Origin of the sequence: Terrabacter lapilli, from assembly GCF_039531305.1 — a bacterium.
GTDB classification, from domain to species: Bacteria; Actinomycetota; Actinomycetes; order Actinomycetales; family Dermatophilaceae; genus Terrabacter; species Terrabacter lapilli.
The window spans coordinates 196016-209668 of record NZ_BAAAPU010000009.1 but is presented as its reverse complement, the minus strand read 5'-3'; the positions used below and the strand labels follow the sequence as shown (position 1 = coordinate 209668).

Annotated in this window: 15 protein-coding genes, 1 tRNA gene and 1 riboswitch; of the genes, 12 read left to right on the top strand and 4 right to left on the bottom strand. The window is 72.9% G+C overall.

Features of this window, described 5'->3' with window-relative positions; translation table 11 throughout:
- The first annotated feature begins 110 nt into the window (after positions 1 to 110).
- On the top strand, positions 111 to 656 hold the full coding sequence (locus ABD241_RS15870) for a hypothetical protein (RefSeq protein ID WP_344064728.1): 546 nt from the start codon (positions 111 to 113) through the stop codon (positions 654 to 656).
- A 4-nt stretch (positions 657 to 660) separates the two neighbouring features.
- Here ABD241_RS15870 and proB read toward each other — a convergent pair whose 3' ends face one another.
- On the bottom strand, positions 661 to 1773 hold the full coding sequence (proB, locus tag ABD241_RS15865; RefSeq protein WP_344064725.1) for a glutamate 5-kinase: 1113 nt from the start codon (positions 1771 to 1773) through the stop codon (positions 661 to 663).
- Positions 1774 to 1883: 110 nt separating this feature from the next.
- Between proB and ABD241_RS15860 the strand changes: the two genes are divergently transcribed.
- Positions 1884 to 3167, top strand: a complete 1284-nt coding sequence (locus ABD241_RS15860) for a glutamate-5-semialdehyde dehydrogenase (protein WP_344064722.1) — start codon at positions 1884 to 1886, stop codon at positions 3165 to 3167.
- A gap of 44 nt (positions 3168 to 3211) precedes the next feature.
- The gene (locus ABD241_RS15855) at positions 3212 to 3907 is read left to right on the top strand and encodes a class I SAM-dependent methyltransferase (protein WP_344064719.1); all 696 of its coding nucleotides are present in this window, start codon (positions 3212 to 3214) and stop codon (positions 3905 to 3907) included.
- Here ABD241_RS15855 and ABD241_RS15850 read toward each other — a convergent pair.
- On the bottom strand, positions 3892 to 4980 hold the full coding sequence (locus ABD241_RS15850; RefSeq protein ID WP_344064716.1) for a glycosyltransferase family 2 protein: 1089 nt from the start codon (positions 4978 to 4980) through the stop codon (positions 3892 to 3894). The genes ABD241_RS15855 and ABD241_RS15850 overlap by 16 nt on opposite strands.
- 84 nt (positions 4981 to 5064) lie before the next feature.
- Between ABD241_RS15850 and ABD241_RS15845 the strand changes: the two genes are divergently transcribed.
- The 6 genes from ABD241_RS15845 to ABD241_RS15820 all read left to right on the top strand — a co-directional run bounded on the left by ABD241_RS15845 (position 5065) and on the right by ABD241_RS15820 (position 8001).
- A complete protein-coding gene (locus ABD241_RS15845; protein WP_344064713.1) occupies positions 5065 to 5712 on the top strand; it encodes a DUF402 domain-containing protein in 648 nt (215 codons plus the stop codon).
- A 108-nt stretch (positions 5713 to 5820) separates the two neighbouring features.
- Entirely contained in the window at positions 5821 to 6060 is a 240-nt protein-coding gene (locus tag ABD241_RS15840; RefSeq protein ID WP_142186189.1) for a hypothetical protein, read from the top strand.
- Positions 6061 to 6062: 2 nt separating this feature from the next.
- Complete coding sequence (gene nadD, locus ABD241_RS15835) at positions 6063 to 6713, top strand: nicotinate-nucleotide adenylyltransferase (protein ID WP_344064708.1); 651 nt, start codon at positions 6063 to 6065, stop codon at positions 6711 to 6713.
- Between the two features lie 8 nt (positions 6714 to 6721).
- Positions 6722 to 7138: a ribosome silencing factor gene (gene rsfS / locus ABD241_RS15830; RefSeq protein ID WP_344064704.1), complete on the top strand. Its 417-nt coding sequence runs from the start codon at positions 6722 to 6724 to the stop codon at positions 7136 to 7138.
- Positions 7135 to 7845, top strand: a complete 711-nt coding sequence (locus tag ABD241_RS15825) for a histidine phosphatase family protein (RefSeq protein ID WP_344064701.1) — start codon at positions 7135 to 7137, stop codon at positions 7843 to 7845. Before rsfS ends, ABD241_RS15825 begins: the two co-directional genes overlap by 4 nt.
- Positions 7846 to 7928: 83 nt before the next feature.
- Positions 7929 to 8001: transfer RNA gene (locus tag ABD241_RS15820), tRNA-Ala, on the top strand.
- A gap of 42 nt (positions 8002 to 8043) precedes the next feature.
- Here ABD241_RS15820 and ABD241_RS15815 read toward each other — a convergent pair.
- Positions 8044 to 9171, bottom strand: a complete 1128-nt coding sequence (locus ABD241_RS15815; RefSeq protein WP_344064698.1) for a glycosyltransferase family 4 protein — start codon at positions 9169 to 9171, stop codon at positions 8044 to 8046.
- Between the two features lie 142 nt (positions 9172 to 9313).
- Positions 9314 to 11506 (bottom strand): amylo-alpha-1,6-glucosidase, encoded by a 2193-nt coding sequence (locus ABD241_RS15810; RefSeq protein WP_344064695.1) that lies wholly within the window; start codon positions 11504 to 11506, stop codon positions 9314 to 9316.
- 89 nt (positions 11507 to 11595) lie between these two features.
- Positions 11596 to 11662, top strand: a riboswitch (guanidine-III (ykkC-III) riboswitch).
- A gap of 10 nt (positions 11663 to 11672) precedes the next feature.
- On the opposite strand from ABD241_RS15810, the gene ABD241_RS15805 reads away from it, so the two are divergent.
- The 3 genes from ABD241_RS15805 to ABD241_RS15795 all read left to right on the top strand — a co-directional run bounded on the left by ABD241_RS15805 (position 11673) and on the right by ABD241_RS15795 (position 13592).
- Entirely contained in the window at positions 11673 to 11987 is a 315-nt protein-coding gene (locus ABD241_RS15805) for a DMT family transporter (protein WP_344064693.1), read from the top strand.
- Positions 11987 to 12310, top strand: coding sequence for a DMT family transporter (locus tag ABD241_RS15800; RefSeq protein WP_344064690.1), 324 nt, complete (start codon positions 11987 to 11989; stop codon positions 12308 to 12310). Before ABD241_RS15805 ends, ABD241_RS15800 begins: the two co-directional genes overlap by 1 nt.
- Positions 12311 to 12419: 109 nt before the next feature.
- A complete protein-coding gene (locus ABD241_RS15795; RefSeq protein WP_344064687.1) occupies positions 12420 to 13592 on the top strand; it encodes a neutral zinc metallopeptidase in 1173 nt (390 codons plus the stop codon).
- Positions 13593 to 13653: the final 61 nt, after the last annotated feature.

The window sequence follows — 13653 nt, the reverse complement described above, 5'->3', positions numbered from 1 at the left end:
CTCCCGCGCGTCGCCGACCGCCTCGGCCAGGCGGCGGCAACCTTTCGGCAGGGTGCTCCGTAGAAGTGGTGAGCAGCCGCCACCGGGCGGCGCGAGACAGGGGAGCACTCATGGCAGACGACTTGAGGCGGGACCGGGGCAGGTACACGTGGCGACCGGGGCGCGGCTTCGCCGGTGGCGCGGTGACCGGGGTGTGGTTCGCCCTCGTGCTGGCCGCGCTCACGGCCGTCGTGGACTTGTTCGAGCGAGGGTGGCGGCTGGGACTGGTCGCCGTCGTGGCCGGCGACCTCGTCGGGACCCTCGTCGTCGCCGTGCCGGTCCTCGCGCTCGTGGGTGGCGCCCTGCGCGCCTCCTCGCGCCCGGCTGCGGTCGGGGCGTATGCGGCCGCCGCACTCGTCGTCCGGCTGCTGCTCGGCCCCCTGCTCGAGTCCGCGGTGGGGTCGACGAGCAGCCCGGGCGGCGCACAGGTCGCGGTGCTCGCCGTCGTGGCGGTGGTCGCGGGCATCGTCGCGGCGACGGTCTCGACGCGCGACCGGCTCCCGCGCACGAGCGGGCTGCTGACCTACCGAGCCGGTGGACCGCCTCGCACAGGCAACGTGCCCGGCGCCTCGGCTGCCCCGGCCCCGGCCGGCCGCTACCTGTCCGGCGGTCCCTGACCGGTCAGAGGAGCACGAGGTCGTCGCGGTGGATGACCTCGCGTTCGTACTCCGGCCCGAGGTCCCGGGCCAGCTCCTTGGTGGAGCGTCCGAGCAGGGCGGGCAGCTCGGACGAGCTGTAGTTGACGAGCCCGCGCGCGACCGGGGTGCCGTCGAGGCGGCACACGTCGACCGGGTCGCCGTCGTGGAAGGTGCCCTCCACCGCCGTGATGCCGGCCGGGAGCAGCGACTTCTTGCGGTGCACGAGCGCTGCCACGGCGCCGTCGTCGACGACGAGGCGGCCGCGGGCGGTCGTGGCGTGCTCCAGCCAGAGGCGCCGGGAGCGACCCCGCACGCCCACAGGCAGGAACACGGTGCCGACGTCCTCGCCGGCGAGGACCGCGATGACCCGGTCCGCGGCGGTCACCGTCGTCACCACGCCGGCCGCGGTGGCGATACGAGCAGCCTCGATCTTCGTGGCCATCCCGCCGGTGCCGACCTTCGAGCCGCTGCCGCCGACCTCGATCCCCACGAGGTCCTGGGGCCCCCGGACGACCGGTATGCGGCGTGCGCCGGGCCGGTTCGGCGGGGCGTCGTAGAGCGCGTCGACGTCGGAGAGCAGGACGAGTGCGTCCGCGTCGACGAGGTGCGCCACGAGGGCTGCGAGTCGGTCGTTGTCGCCGAAGCGGATCTCGCTCGTGGCGACCGTGTCGTTCTCGTTGACGATGGGCAGGACGCCGAGGTCGAGCAGTCGCTCCAGGGTCCGGCGGGCGTTGGCGTAGTGGGTGCGGCGGGTCACGTCGTCGGCGGTGAGCAGGACCTGGCCGACCGTGATCTCGTGCAGGGCGAACGCGTGCGTGTAGGCGGCGAGCAGCGCGCCCTGGCCCACGGATGCGGCGGCCTGCTGGGTGGCGAGGTCACGGGGCCGCGACGCCAGCTCGAGCGGGTGCAGGCCGGCAGCGATGGCGCCCGAGCTGACCAGCACGAGCTGGGTGCCGTCGAGGTGCTTGCGCGCCAAGGCGTTCGCCAGCGCCACGAGGCGGCCGTGGTCGATGCCGCCGTCGACCCCTGTCAGCGAGCTCGAGCCCACCTTGACGACGAGGCGCCGGGCGCTGCGGATGACCGAATGGGGCGACACACCCGAAACTCTAGTGACGGCACCTGGTGCTCGCAGACCCGTCCAGACCCGCCCCGTCCAGCCCCCGGGAGGGGCGCGGCGCGCGGGCCGGCACGACCTACGCTTGAGGCATGTCCCAGACGATCGACCCCGCCGTCGTCGAGCACGTGACGGCACTGGCCCAGCGGGCGCGGGTCGCCTCGCGGCGCCTCGCCCTGATGACCCGCGCGGAGAAGGACGCGGCCCTGCTGCTGCTCGCCGACGCCGTGGACGCCGCAGCGCCGGTGGTCATCGAGGCCAATGCGGAGGACCTCGAGCGCGGGCGCGCCGCCGGGATGGGCGAGAGCCTCCAGGACCGGCTGCGCCTGGACGAGGCCCGCGTGGCCGCCGTCGCCCAGGCGCTGCGCGACGTCGCCGCGCTCCCGGACCCGGTCGGCGAGATCGTGCGCGGCTCGACACTGGCCAACGGCCTGCAGATCCGGCAGGTGCGGGTGCCGATGGGCGTGATCGGGATGATCTACGAGGCCCGCCCCAACGTGACCGTCGACGCGGCAGGTCTCGCGCTCAAGTCGGGCAACGCGGTGCTGCTCCGTGGCGGCTCGGCGGCGGCGCGCAGCAACCACGCGCTGGTCACGGCCATGCGCGACTCCCTCGCCGACCAGGGCCTGCCGATCGACGCCGTCACGCTGCTCGAGGAGGGCGGCCGCGACGCCGCTCGCGCGCTCATGACGGCGCGAGGCCTCGTCGACCTCGTCATCCCCCGGGGCGGCGCCGACCTCATCCAGACCGTCGTGCGCGAGTCCACCGTGCCGGTCATCGAGACCGGTGTCGGCGTCTGCCACGTCTACGTCGACCGTGCGGCCGACCTCGACAAGGCGCAGGCGATCACGTTCAACGCCAAGACCCAGCGCCCGAGCGTGTGCAACGCCGCCGAGTCGCTCCTGGTGCACCGGGACGTCGCGGCCGACTTCCTGCCCAAGGCGCTCACCGACCTGGCGGGCGCCGGCGTGCGACTGCACGTGGCGCCCGAGGTCACCGGTTACGCCGAGGCGGCCGGGGCGGCATACGACCTCGCCAGCGAGGAGGACTTCGGCACGGAGTGGCACGGCCTCGAGATGAGCGTGGCTGTGGTGGACGACCTCGACGAGGCGATGGAGCGCATCCGGCGCTACGGCACGGGTCACACCGAGGCCATCGTCACCGAGGACCGGGCGGCCGTCCGGCGCTTCACCGCGGAGGTCGACGCGGCAGCCGTCATGGTCAACGCGAGCACCCGGTTCACCGACGGCGGCGAGTTCGGCTTCGGGGCCGAGATCGGCATCTCGACCCAGAAGCTGCACGCCCGCGGCCCCATGGCGCTGCCGGAGCTGACGACGACGAAGTGGGTCGTCGAGGGCGACGGCCACACGCGTTGAGCCGCTGTCGGGGGACCGCCGGCCGGATGGCATGATGGCGCACCATGGAAGGCACCGAGGTCCGCAAGCTCGCTGAGCTCGAGGACGACCACTGGTGGTACCGCGAGCGCCGCCACCTGCTCGCCAAGGCCATCTCCGGACTGGCTCCGGGACGCGCCCTCGACATCGGTGCGGCGGGTGGCGGCAACACCCGTGTCCTGCGCGACCACGGATGGGACGCCGTCGCCCTCGAGTACGGCGCCGAGGGTGCAGAGGTCGCCCGTGCGCGCGGGCTCGCGACGGTGCGCGCCGACGCGACGCGCCTGCCGCTGGCCGACTCCTCGCTCGACCTCGTGGTCGCCTTCGACCTGCTGGAGCACCTGCACGACGACGACGCCGCGGTGGCGGAGGTGCTCCGCGTCCTCAAGCCCACCGGCACCTACCTCGTCGCGGTTCCCGCGGACCCCCGGCTCTGGTCGAGCCACGACGAGGCCGTGGACCACGTCCGCCGCTACACCCGCGAGGGCATCGTCGACCTGCTGCGCCGTGGCGGCTTCGAGGTCACCGACGTCCGGTCGTGGAACGTCCTGCTGCGCCCCGTCGTGGCCCTGCGCCGCCGCAGCAGCTCGGGCTCCGACCTCGACGGGCTGCACCCGCTCGTCAACCTGGGGCTGCGCTCGATCATCACCGCGGAGCGCTACCTGCCGGTCGGCAGCCTGCCCGGGGTCAGCCTGCTGGTGCGCGCTCAGCCACGCAGCTGAGTCGACTCCGCCTCGTGCAGGCGCGCGGACTGCGGCTGTGCCGGTGCACGGTCGAGCCCAGCCCGCACGGTGTCCGTCTGGAGGTTCTCCGGGTGCGGGTGGGCCGGCAGGGGCGTGTCCGTGGGGCCGCGCTCGCCGGCCTCGGCCGTCATCGAGTCATAGGCGATGAAGTAGGTCGGGCGGCCCTGCATGTGGGCGTACATCCGGCCGATGTACTCGCCGAGGATGCCCACGCACACGAGCTGCACGGCGCCCACGGCCGCGACGATGGCGACGGTCGACGTCCAGCCCGCGACGGTGTGTCCCTGCGAGCGTGAGATGAGGGTGTAGAGCACGAGGAGGACCGCGACCAGGGCGCCCCCGAAGCCGGCGAAGGTGGCCAGGCGCAGCGGGGCGGTCGAGAAGCCGGTCAGCGAGTCGAGCGAGAGCTTGACCATCTTCATCAGCGGATACTTCGAGTCGCCCGCCGCGCGCTGGTCGCGCTTGTACTCGACCGTGTCGGACGGGAAGTTGAGAGCCGGGACGATGAAGCGCAGCACCCGGTTGTGCTCCGGGAGGCTGTTGACGGCATCGACGGTGGCCCGGGACATGAGCCGGTAGTCGCCGGCGTCCGCGTGGGCCGACGTCTGCGACATCAGGCCGATGAGCCGGTAGAAGGCCTGTGCCGACGCCCGCTTGAACCACGTGTCGCTCGAGCGGTCGTTGCGGACGCCGTAGACGACGTCGACGCCGTCGGTCTTCGCGGCGGCGAGCATCTGCGGGATGATCTCGGGCGGGTCCTGGAGGTCGGCGTCGAGCGTCACGACGTAGTCGCCGAGCGCGCTGGCGAGGCCGGCCGAGATCGCCGCCTGGTGTCCCGCGTTGGCCCGCAGGCGCACGACACGAAGCTGCGGCCACTCGCGGTGGTAGCGCTGGAGCAGGGCGGCGGTCAGGTCCTTGCTCCCGTCGTCGACGGCGACGACCTCGTAGGTGGTGCCCATGCCCTCGAGGAGCGGGCGCAGGCGCTCGACGAGCAGCGGGAGCACCTCCTCCTCGTTGTACATCGGGATCACCACGGACAGCTCGGGAACCATGCGTCCTAGCCTACGGCCGAGCATGGGCCGCGGCTGTCGCCTCACTGAGGGGTGGCTGTGGCTGCGGCCGGTAGGGTGCCCGCCATGGGGGAGACGAGTGCGGAGCAGCCCGCGGGACGGGGTATGCCGTCGGGCGGGCTCGCGGTCGGGACCCCGGTGGCCGGCCGCTTCACCAAGTGGGGCGGGGGGCGCCACTGGGAGTGGGAGGGCCGCTACCTCGGCGCCGACGAGCACGGCCACTGGTGGTACGCGCCGGCGGGCACGTGGTGCGCCCGTCCCGGGGCGGAGTTCGTCGCGCCGAGCGCCTGGGTGTCGCTCGCGCCGCACACGGGGGCGTATGCCGTGGGCTTCTACCCCGAGGACCGTGAGGTCAGCGTCTACGTCGACATGACGACCGAGCCGGTCTGGCAGCGCCGTGCCGGTGGTGCAGGTGGTGCCGGTGGTGACGGCGACGACGGCGGCCCGGAGTGGGAGGTGACCATGGTCGACCTGGACCTCGACGTCGTCCTGACGCGCGACGGGCACCTGTACGTCGACGACGAGGACGAGTTCGCCGAGCACCAGGTGGAGCTGGCCTACCCGGCGCAGGTCGTCGCACTGGCAGAGCGGTGGCGGGACATCGTGTTCGCCGCCGTGGCGGCGGGGGAGGAGCCCTTCGCCGGCGTGGGGCACGAGTGGCTGCGCCGCGGGGAAGAGGCCGAGCGCGAGCGCGTGACCGCTCATCGGCAGTGACCGGCCCGGCGGCATACGGCATCGGGCGGTTCATCCGGCACCGTCCGTGGGGGGACCCGGCGGGCACGCGCTGCGTGCGTCGGGGCGGGTGCGCGCTAGGCTGACGGCATGTCTGATCGCGCCGTCTCGCTCGTCACCCAGGGGGAGGAAGCCGCCCGCGAGCTTCCCCTGCCGGTGATCGCCTACTTCCTCATCACCTTCGCGCTCTTCCTCGTGGCGCTCGCCGTCACGTGGAGCTTCCGCAACACCGCGTACAAGGTGCAGGCGCCTCGCCCGACCCGGCCCGCCGAGGGCTCGCAGGAGGTCACGCGCGAGGGCACGAGCGGGACCGGCGGAGCGCACCGCTGACCATGCGCCTCGGCGTCATGGGTGGGACGTTCGACCCGATCCACCACGGCCACCTCGTGGCCGCCAGCGAGGTCCAGGCGCGCTTCGGTCTCGACGAGGTCGTCTTCGTCCCCACCGGGCAGCCCTGGCAGAAGGCCGACCGCCACGTCTCCGCCGCCGAGGACCGCTACCTGATGACCGTCATCGCGACGGCCTCCAACCCGCGCTTCACCGTCAGCAGGGTCGACATCGACCGGCCCGGACCGACGTTCACGATCGACACCCTGCGCGACATCAGGGCCGAGCGCCCCGGGGACGAGCTCTTCTTCATCACCGGCGCCGACGCGCTCGCCGAGATCCTGTCGTGGAAGGACGTCGAGCACCTCTTCCAGCTCGCCCACTTCATCGGCGTGACCCGCCCCGGCCACGAGCTGTCCGACAAGGGCCTCCCGGAGGACCGTGTCACGCTGCAGGAGGTACCGGCCATGGCGATCAGCTCCACCGACTGCCGCGCGCGAGTGGCCGACGGCGAGCCCGTCTGGTACCTCGTGCCCGACGGCGTCGTCCAGTACATCAACAAGTACCACCTCTATGCGGGACCGCAGGGCGCTCCCGTTCCTGTGCACCCATCGGGAGACGCGCGCGGCGCAGGCGCCCGCAGCCTCTCGTCCTAAGGAGATCCGTGACCGCAGCAGACCATTCGATCCAGCTCGCCAAGGTGGCCGCCGTCGCGGCGGAGGAGAAGCTCGCCGAGAAGGTGCTCGCCATCGACGTGAGCGACCAGATGCCGCTGACCGACGTGTTCGTCATCGCCTCGGCCCCGTCCGAGCGGCAGGTCGGCGCCATCGTCGACGAGGTCGAGGACCGGCTGCGCGAGCAGGGCAGCAAGCCCGTGCGCCGCGAGGGCGAGCGCGAGGGCCGCTGGGTCCTCATCGACTTCGGCGACATCATCGTGCACGTCCAGCACGAGGAGGAGCGCGAGTACTACGCGCTCGAGCGGCTCTGGAAGGACTGCCCCGAGATCGACCTGACCACGGTCACCGCTCCGGGACGCCCGGCCCGTCCGGGCGTCGACGGCGCCGGGGTCCGCGAGGCGTGACCGCGCCAGGGCCGACCGGGCGGACCGCCCCGGCGGGCTCGACTGGCTCGGCCGGCTCGGCGGGGGCCACCGGACCGCGCCGTATCGTCCTCGTCCGCCACGCGGAGACGGTCGACAACGCGGCTCGCGTCTGGCAGGGCCACAAGGACACCGAGCTGTCGCAACGGGGCCACGAGCAGGTGGCCGCCGCGGCGCCGCACCTCGCGGCCTACGCCCCCGCCCTCATCGTCTCCAGCGACCTGCAGCGGGCCGCCTCGACCGCGGAGGCGATCTCACGGCTGACCGGCGTGGGAGTCCGGCTCGACGCCAGGCTTCGGGAGGTCCACGTCGGCGAGTGGCAGGGGCTGCACGCCGACGACGTGCGGGATCGCTACCCGGATCTCGTGGCCGCCCTGGACCGCGGGGAGGACGTCCCTCGCGGCGTCACGGGGGAGAGCCGCGCCCAGGTCGCCGAGCGCGCGGGTGCGGCACTGCGCGAGGTCGCCTCGCAGCTGCAGCCCGGCCAGACGGCTGTCGTCGTGGCGCACGGCGTCTCGGCGCGGGTGGCGGCGGCCGACCTGGTCGGGCTCGACCAGGACGTGTCCGACGCCGTCTTCCGGGGGCTCGGGAACTGCCACTGGATCGAGCTCGTCGAGAGCGGCAAGAGCTACTCCGAGCAGGTCCGGTGGCGCATCAGCGGGTGGAACCTCGGGCCGTGGAACGTCTGACGCCGCAGGGCCGCCCCGATTTTGGCTCTCGGCAGCAGACCCGATATGGTTACGCAGTCGCTTCGACGAGGTGACACCCGCAAGGGGCTGTGGCGCAGCTGGTAGCGCACCTGCATGGCATGCAGGGGGTCAGGGGTTCGAGTCCCCTCAGCTCCACCGACACAGAAGGACCGGACACACACGTGTCCGGTCCTTCTGTCATCCCTGGGCGCGGGCCTGGGGCAGGCGGCCGCCCGGCCTGCGGCCGCGCTCGAGCACCCGGCGGTAGGCGCGCTCGTAGCCGGCCGCCATCGCGTCCACGCTGAAGTGCTCGCTCACCTGCCGGCGACAGTCGGCGGGCTCCAGCCGCTCGCAGTCCTCGATGGCGCGGGCCAGCTGTTCCGGTCGCTCGACGACGAAACCGGTGCGTCCGTGCGCGACGACCTCCGGTGCCGAGCCGTGCGAGAGCGCCACAACCGGCGTGCCGCACGCCATGGCCTCGACCATGACCAGCCCGAACGGCTCGTCCCACCGGATCGGGAACACGAGGCAGCGGGCGCCGGCCAGCAACCGTCGCTTGAGGACACCGTCGGCCACCCCCACGTCGACGGCGTCACGTCCCAGCAGGGGCGCCACCTTCGTGCGGTAGTACTCGTCCTCGACCGGCTCGGTCCGCTTGCCGGCCAGGATGATCCGCACCCCTGCACGGCGGGCGGCCTCGATTGCCAGGTGAGGCGCCTTCTGCGGGTGGAAGCGACCGAGGAACAGGACGTAGTCGTCCTTGTGCTCGCGGAAGGGGAAGCTCGCCACGTCTATGCCGTTGGGCACTGTCGCCTCCCAGGGCAGTCCCGGCTCGCTGGCTCGTTGCGCGTGCGAGATCGCGACGAGCCGGACGGTCGGGCCCAGCGGGCGGTACAGCTCGGCGAGCTCGGCGATGGACCCGTGCACCGTCACCAGCGTCGGCACCGCCCTGCTCGGCGCCGTCAGCGGGCCGGCCACGGTGTGGTCGTGGACGAGGTCGACCGTCCGGGAGCGGAGCAGCCCGAGGACCCGAGCGGCGTTGACCACCTCCGGGATGGCCTCGCCGAGCCGGGCCGACAGCGTGCGCTCGCTCGTGCGCACGAACTCCTGCGCCGTGGTGCCCCGGGGCCCGGCTGCGAAGAGCGTGACGTGGTGCCCGCGTGAGACGAGTCGGTCGACGAGGCCGGCGACGACCGCCTCGGTGCCACCGTAGGCCTGGGGCGGCACCGGGTAGTAGGGCGGTGCCACCATCGCTATGCGCAGCGCGCGGGGCCGCACCAGGTGCGTCGTGCCCCCGGGCAGAGCTCTCGTCGACAGTGTGGTCACCCCCAGAGCCGCATCCCCGTGGTGCGCGGATGCGATCCGTCACTCCAGTATCCCCACAGGCCCTCGGCGGTGGGGGCTGAACGCAGCAGGGTGAGCGCGACACCGCCGACAACGCCGACACGGGCCGCAGGAGGCCGAGACGTCAGAGCTTCGCCGGCTCCGCCAGGGCCGGCGGCGCCGACAGCGGGTCCCACAGCGGCTCCACCGGCGGCTGCTCGCCACCGGAGGGCTCGATCCTCAGCGGCCCCGCCAACCCCGTCGCCCGCCACGCCTTCTTCTTCAGGTGCACGGCCAGCAGCTCGCCGCCGACGTGCAGCTGCTCGACGGAGAGGGGCAGCAGAGCCTCGGGCACCTTGGGGTCCAGGCGGACCACCCCTTCAGCCGCATCGACCTCGAGGCCCAGGAACGTGCGCAGCAGCAGCAAGGGCGCCGCCGCAGCCCAGGCCTGTGGCGAGCACGAGGTGGGGTAGGGGACCGGCGACTCGAACTCGTCCCTGCCGAAGCCGCAGAACAGCTCCGGCAGGTGGCCGTCGAAGCCGTCCGCCGCATCCAGCAGCGCCAGGCCGATCCGGTTGGCCTCGGACACGAAGCCGTAGCGTCGCAGCCCCGCGGCGATGATCGCGTTGTCGTGGGGCCAGACCGACCCGTTGTGGTAGCTCATCGGGTTGTAGGCGCCGGCCTCGGACGACAGTGTCCGGACGCCGAACCCGCTGAACATCTCGGGCGACATCAGCGCCGCGGCGGTCTGGCGCGCATGCTCCTCGTCGACGATGCCGGTCCACAGGCAGTGACCCATGTTCGAGCCCAGGGCGTCGACCGGCCGCTTGTCGCCGTCGAGGGCCAGGGCGTAGCAGCCGCGGTCCGGCAGCCAGAACTGCTCGTTGAAGCGGCGCCGCAGCACTGCCGCGCGCTCGCGCAGGTGGTGTGCCCGATCCTCGTCGTGGACCGACTCGGCGAAATGGGCGCCGGCCAGGAACGCGGCATACGCGTACCCCTGCACCTCCGCGAGCGCGAGCGGTGCCTCCGCGACGGCGCCGGACGCGTACGTGATGCCGTCGAAGGAGTCCTTCCAGCCCTGGTTGACCAGACCACGGTCGGAGGCGCGTTCGTACTCGACGAAGCCGTCACCGTCCGCGTCGCCGTAGTCCTCGATCCAGCTCAGGGCCCGGTCGACGTGCCGCCGCAGGACCCCCAGCTCGGAGTCGGACACGCCCCAGCGGTGCAGCTCGCCGGCGAGCATGACGAACAGTGGCGTGGCGTCGACACTGCCGTAGTAGACGGTGTCCTCGTCGGTGCCCGACTCCTCGGTGAGCCCGGAGCGGACCTCGTGCAGGATGCGCCCGGGCTCCTCCTCGGTGCGGGGGTCGACCACGCGGCCCTGGTCCTGCGCGAGCGCCTCCAGCGTGGCGCGGGCCACCCGCGGGTCCAGGGGCAGCAGCATCCAGGCAGTCAGGAGGGAGTCCCGGCCGAAGAGCGTCATGAACCACGGGGCTCCCGCGGCGAGCAGGATCCGTCTCGGGTGGTTGGGATCGTCGATGCGCAGGCCGGCGAGGTCGTGCGTGCAGTTGCCGAGGAGCGTGTCGAGACGGGCGTCGGCCGAGCGGACGACCGGGCTGCGCTCGCGCCAGCGGCGGTGCTCCCTCGCCGGTTCGCTCTCCAGGCGCGGCACCCCGGGCTGGTAGGGCGTGGGGAGCGGGACGTCGCCGAAGGACGGGACGACCAGCACCGTCACCGTGGTCGTGCCCCGGGCCGGGAGGGCCAGGCGCCACACGAGGCCCTGGCGGAAGACGGCGTAGGAGCCCGTCCCGGTGATCTCGACGCCCCGGGCCTCAGGACCGGCGAGGGTGAAGCACAGGGAGGTCTGGTCCATGTTCGACACGATGTCCTGGAGGCGCTGCCGGTCCAGGTGCCCCTCCTTGACGTCGAAGAGCCCGGCGAAGTCGGTGTCCGCCGTGAGGGTGAGCGTCACGCTGGTGTCGACGCCGCTGAGGTTGTCGAGGGTGATGTCCTCGACCATGCCGTTGCCGACGTAGCGGCGCCGGACGACGAGCAGCGTGCTGTCGGCGTGCCCGTGCCGGGGACGGCGGCGCGTGACGAAGGTGGCCGCGTGCGGGCCCAGCGGCTGCACCGTCAGCGACTCGAGGGACTCGCCGTCGACCCGCAGCTCGAAGTGGTCGAGGAAGCGGGTGTCCCTGACGACGAGGCCGTGGCTCGACCCCGCGCCGATGTCCCCGGAGGAGTCCGAGACGCAGAAGGAGCGGCCCTCGACGAGCGACACCTGCGAGACGTTGCTCGAGCTCGGTGGTCCGCCGGTGAACGCCCAGCCCTCGCTCATGACACCAGACGACCGCCGCGACGGTCGCGCTGTCAAGCGGCCTGTCCAGGTCACCTTGCGGCCGGCGACCGGGTCCCGGGTAGGCTGGCCGAGGGCTCCGACGGGAGGGCCCGCGGACGAGGGAGCCGTACCCGCCTCGCGACAAGACGGCCAGATCGGAACGTCCGTGCACTGGCTCGTCCTCGTCCTGTCCGGCGCCATGGAGGCGGTCTGGGCCACCGCGCTGGCCGCGTCCGACCGCTTCCGCCGTCCTCGGCCCACTCTCCTGTTCGCCGTCTCGCTGGCGCTCAGCATGCTCGGGCTCGCGTGGGCCATGACGGCTCTCCCGGCGGGCACCGCGTATGCCGTCTGGGTCGGGATCGGCGCCGTCGGTACCGTCCTGCTCGCCGTCGTCCGCGGCGAGGAACGCCTCGGGGCCGCGCGGGCGGCGCTGCTGCTCGTTCTCCTGGCCTGCGTCGCCGGCCTCAAGGCGGTGGCGTGATGCCCTGGGTGGTCCTCTTCGGCAGCGCCGTCCTCGAGGCGGTGTGGGCCTCGGCGCTGGCCGCTTCGGACGCTCTGTCGCGTCCGCTGCCCACCGTCGTCTTCCTGCTCGCCGGCACCCTCAGCATGCTGGGGCTCGCGCACGCCGTTCGTTCCATCCCGATCGGGACCGCGTATGCCGTGTGGACGGGTCTCGGCGCGGCCCTGACGGTGGCGTGGGCGGTGGCCACGGGAGCGGAGGCCTTCTCCGTCACCAAGCTCGTGCTGCTCAGCGGGATCGTCGCGTCGGTCGTCGGCCTCAAGGCCGTGGGCCGGGGCGGGTGACGGAATCGCCCGGATTCCTCCGTTTGCGGTGTGGATGTCACACCTGCCGGTGATGATGGGGCTCGCCCACGGCGCTCGGTCGGGGCGAGGACACATGAAGGAGCACCACGTGCGCAGGACCACGACCGGGGCGATCGCTCTCGTCACGTCGCTGGCCATCTCGGGGGCCATCGCCGGAGCATCCACAGCCACCGCCGCAACAGCCGCGACAGCCGCGACAGTGGCGGCCGGCTCGCCGTCGGCCAGAGCAGGCATCGACCTGCCGTCCGACTGGGAGGCTCGCCGCGCCGCGGCCGCGAAGCGGTTCGGCATCGAGCCGTCCGCCGCCCAGGAGGCGCTGGGCCGCGCCATCGACCCGACGCAGTACCAGTGCGCCCCGACCCGGCTCGACGCCTACGTCGGCGGCATCCTCGCGAAGGTCGACCGGCCGACGCTGTCCACGCTGATCGAGCTCGGCGCCCTCGACATGCCGACGTACGACACGCTGCTGTTCGGCTCGAGCAGCGACCCGCTCTACGCCCTGACGAAGGGCTCGCGCAACGAGCTGACCACCTCGTTCCGCGCCGCCCAGAAGTTCTGGGACACCGACGGCTCCAACATCTCGCTCATGGCGATGCACGGCGACGTCCTGCGCGACCCCGCGCGGGTCGCGCGCGTCTACGTCGTCCTCTACGGCCTGCCGGAGGCGTACGCCGCCCAGCTGGCGGACTACGTCGTCGGTCTGGTGGCGAGCGACCCCGGCCTCGACGGAGGGGACAACCCGATCTTCACGCTCAACGCCTTCGCGTTCAGCGCGGAGGGTGACCCCGACCCGCTCGCGGCGACGATCCCCGACAAGCTGGTCTTCGGCGACGGCATGCTCGACGCGCTCGACGCGATCGGGGTCGGCGACGTGGGCCCGCGTGCCGTGATCGGACACGAGTACGGCCACCACGTGCAGTACGACAAGCACCTCTTCGCGTCCCCGCTCACCGGGCCGGAGGCGACCCGTCGCACCGAGCTGATGGCCGACGCGTTCGGCACCTACTTCGTCACGCACAAGCGCGGTCTCGCGCTCAACGCCGCACGGGTGCTCCAGGCGGAGCAGTCCTTCTACCAGGTCGGCGACTGCAGCTTCACCAGCGAGGGTCACCACGGCACGCCCAACCAGCGCCTCCGCGCTTCCACGTGGGGCGCCTCGGTCGCGGCGCAGGCCCAGAAGCAGGGACAGGTGCTCCCGTCCCTGACGCTCGACGCGCAGTTCGAGTCGGCGCTGCCGACGTTCGTGGCGCCCGACGCCTGACCTGCCCGGCCCCTGACCTGCCCGACACCTGAACCGGGGCCGGCCGGTGGTCGGTGTCCGT

Coding starts and splice junctions, on each gene's coding strand:
- ABD241_RS15870 (WP_344064728.1), top strand. CDS start 111: ATGGCAGACGACTTGAGGCGGGACCGGGGCAGGTACACGTGGCGACCG.
- ABD241_RS15860 (WP_344064722.1), top strand. CDS start 1,884: ATGTCCCAGACGATCGACCCCGCCGTCGTCGAGCACGTGACGGCACTG.
- ABD241_RS15855 (WP_344064719.1), top strand. CDS start 3,212: ATGGAAGGCACCGAGGTCCGCAAGCTCGCTGAGCTCGAGGACGACCAC.
- ABD241_RS15850 (WP_344064716.1), bottom strand. CDS start 4,980: ATGGTTCCCGAGCTGTCCGTGGTGATCCCGATGTACAACGAGGAGGAG.
- ABD241_RS15845 (WP_344064713.1), top strand. CDS start 5,065: ATGGGGGAGACGAGTGCGGAGCAGCCCGCGGGACGGGGTATGCCGTCG.
- ABD241_RS15840 (WP_142186189.1), top strand. CDS start 5,821: ATGTCTGATCGCGCCGTCTCGCTCGTCACCCAGGGGGAGGAAGCCGCC.
- nadD (WP_344064708.1), top strand. CDS start 6,063: ATGCGCCTCGGCGTCATGGGTGGGACGTTCGACCCGATCCACCACGGC.
- ABD241_RS15810 (WP_344064695.1), bottom strand. CDS start 11,506: ATGAGCGAGGGCTGGGCGTTCACCGGCGGACCACCGAGCTCGAGCAAC.
- ABD241_RS15800 (WP_344064690.1), top strand. CDS start 11,987: ATGCCCTGGGTGGTCCTCTTCGGCAGCGCCGTCCTCGAGGCGGTGTGG.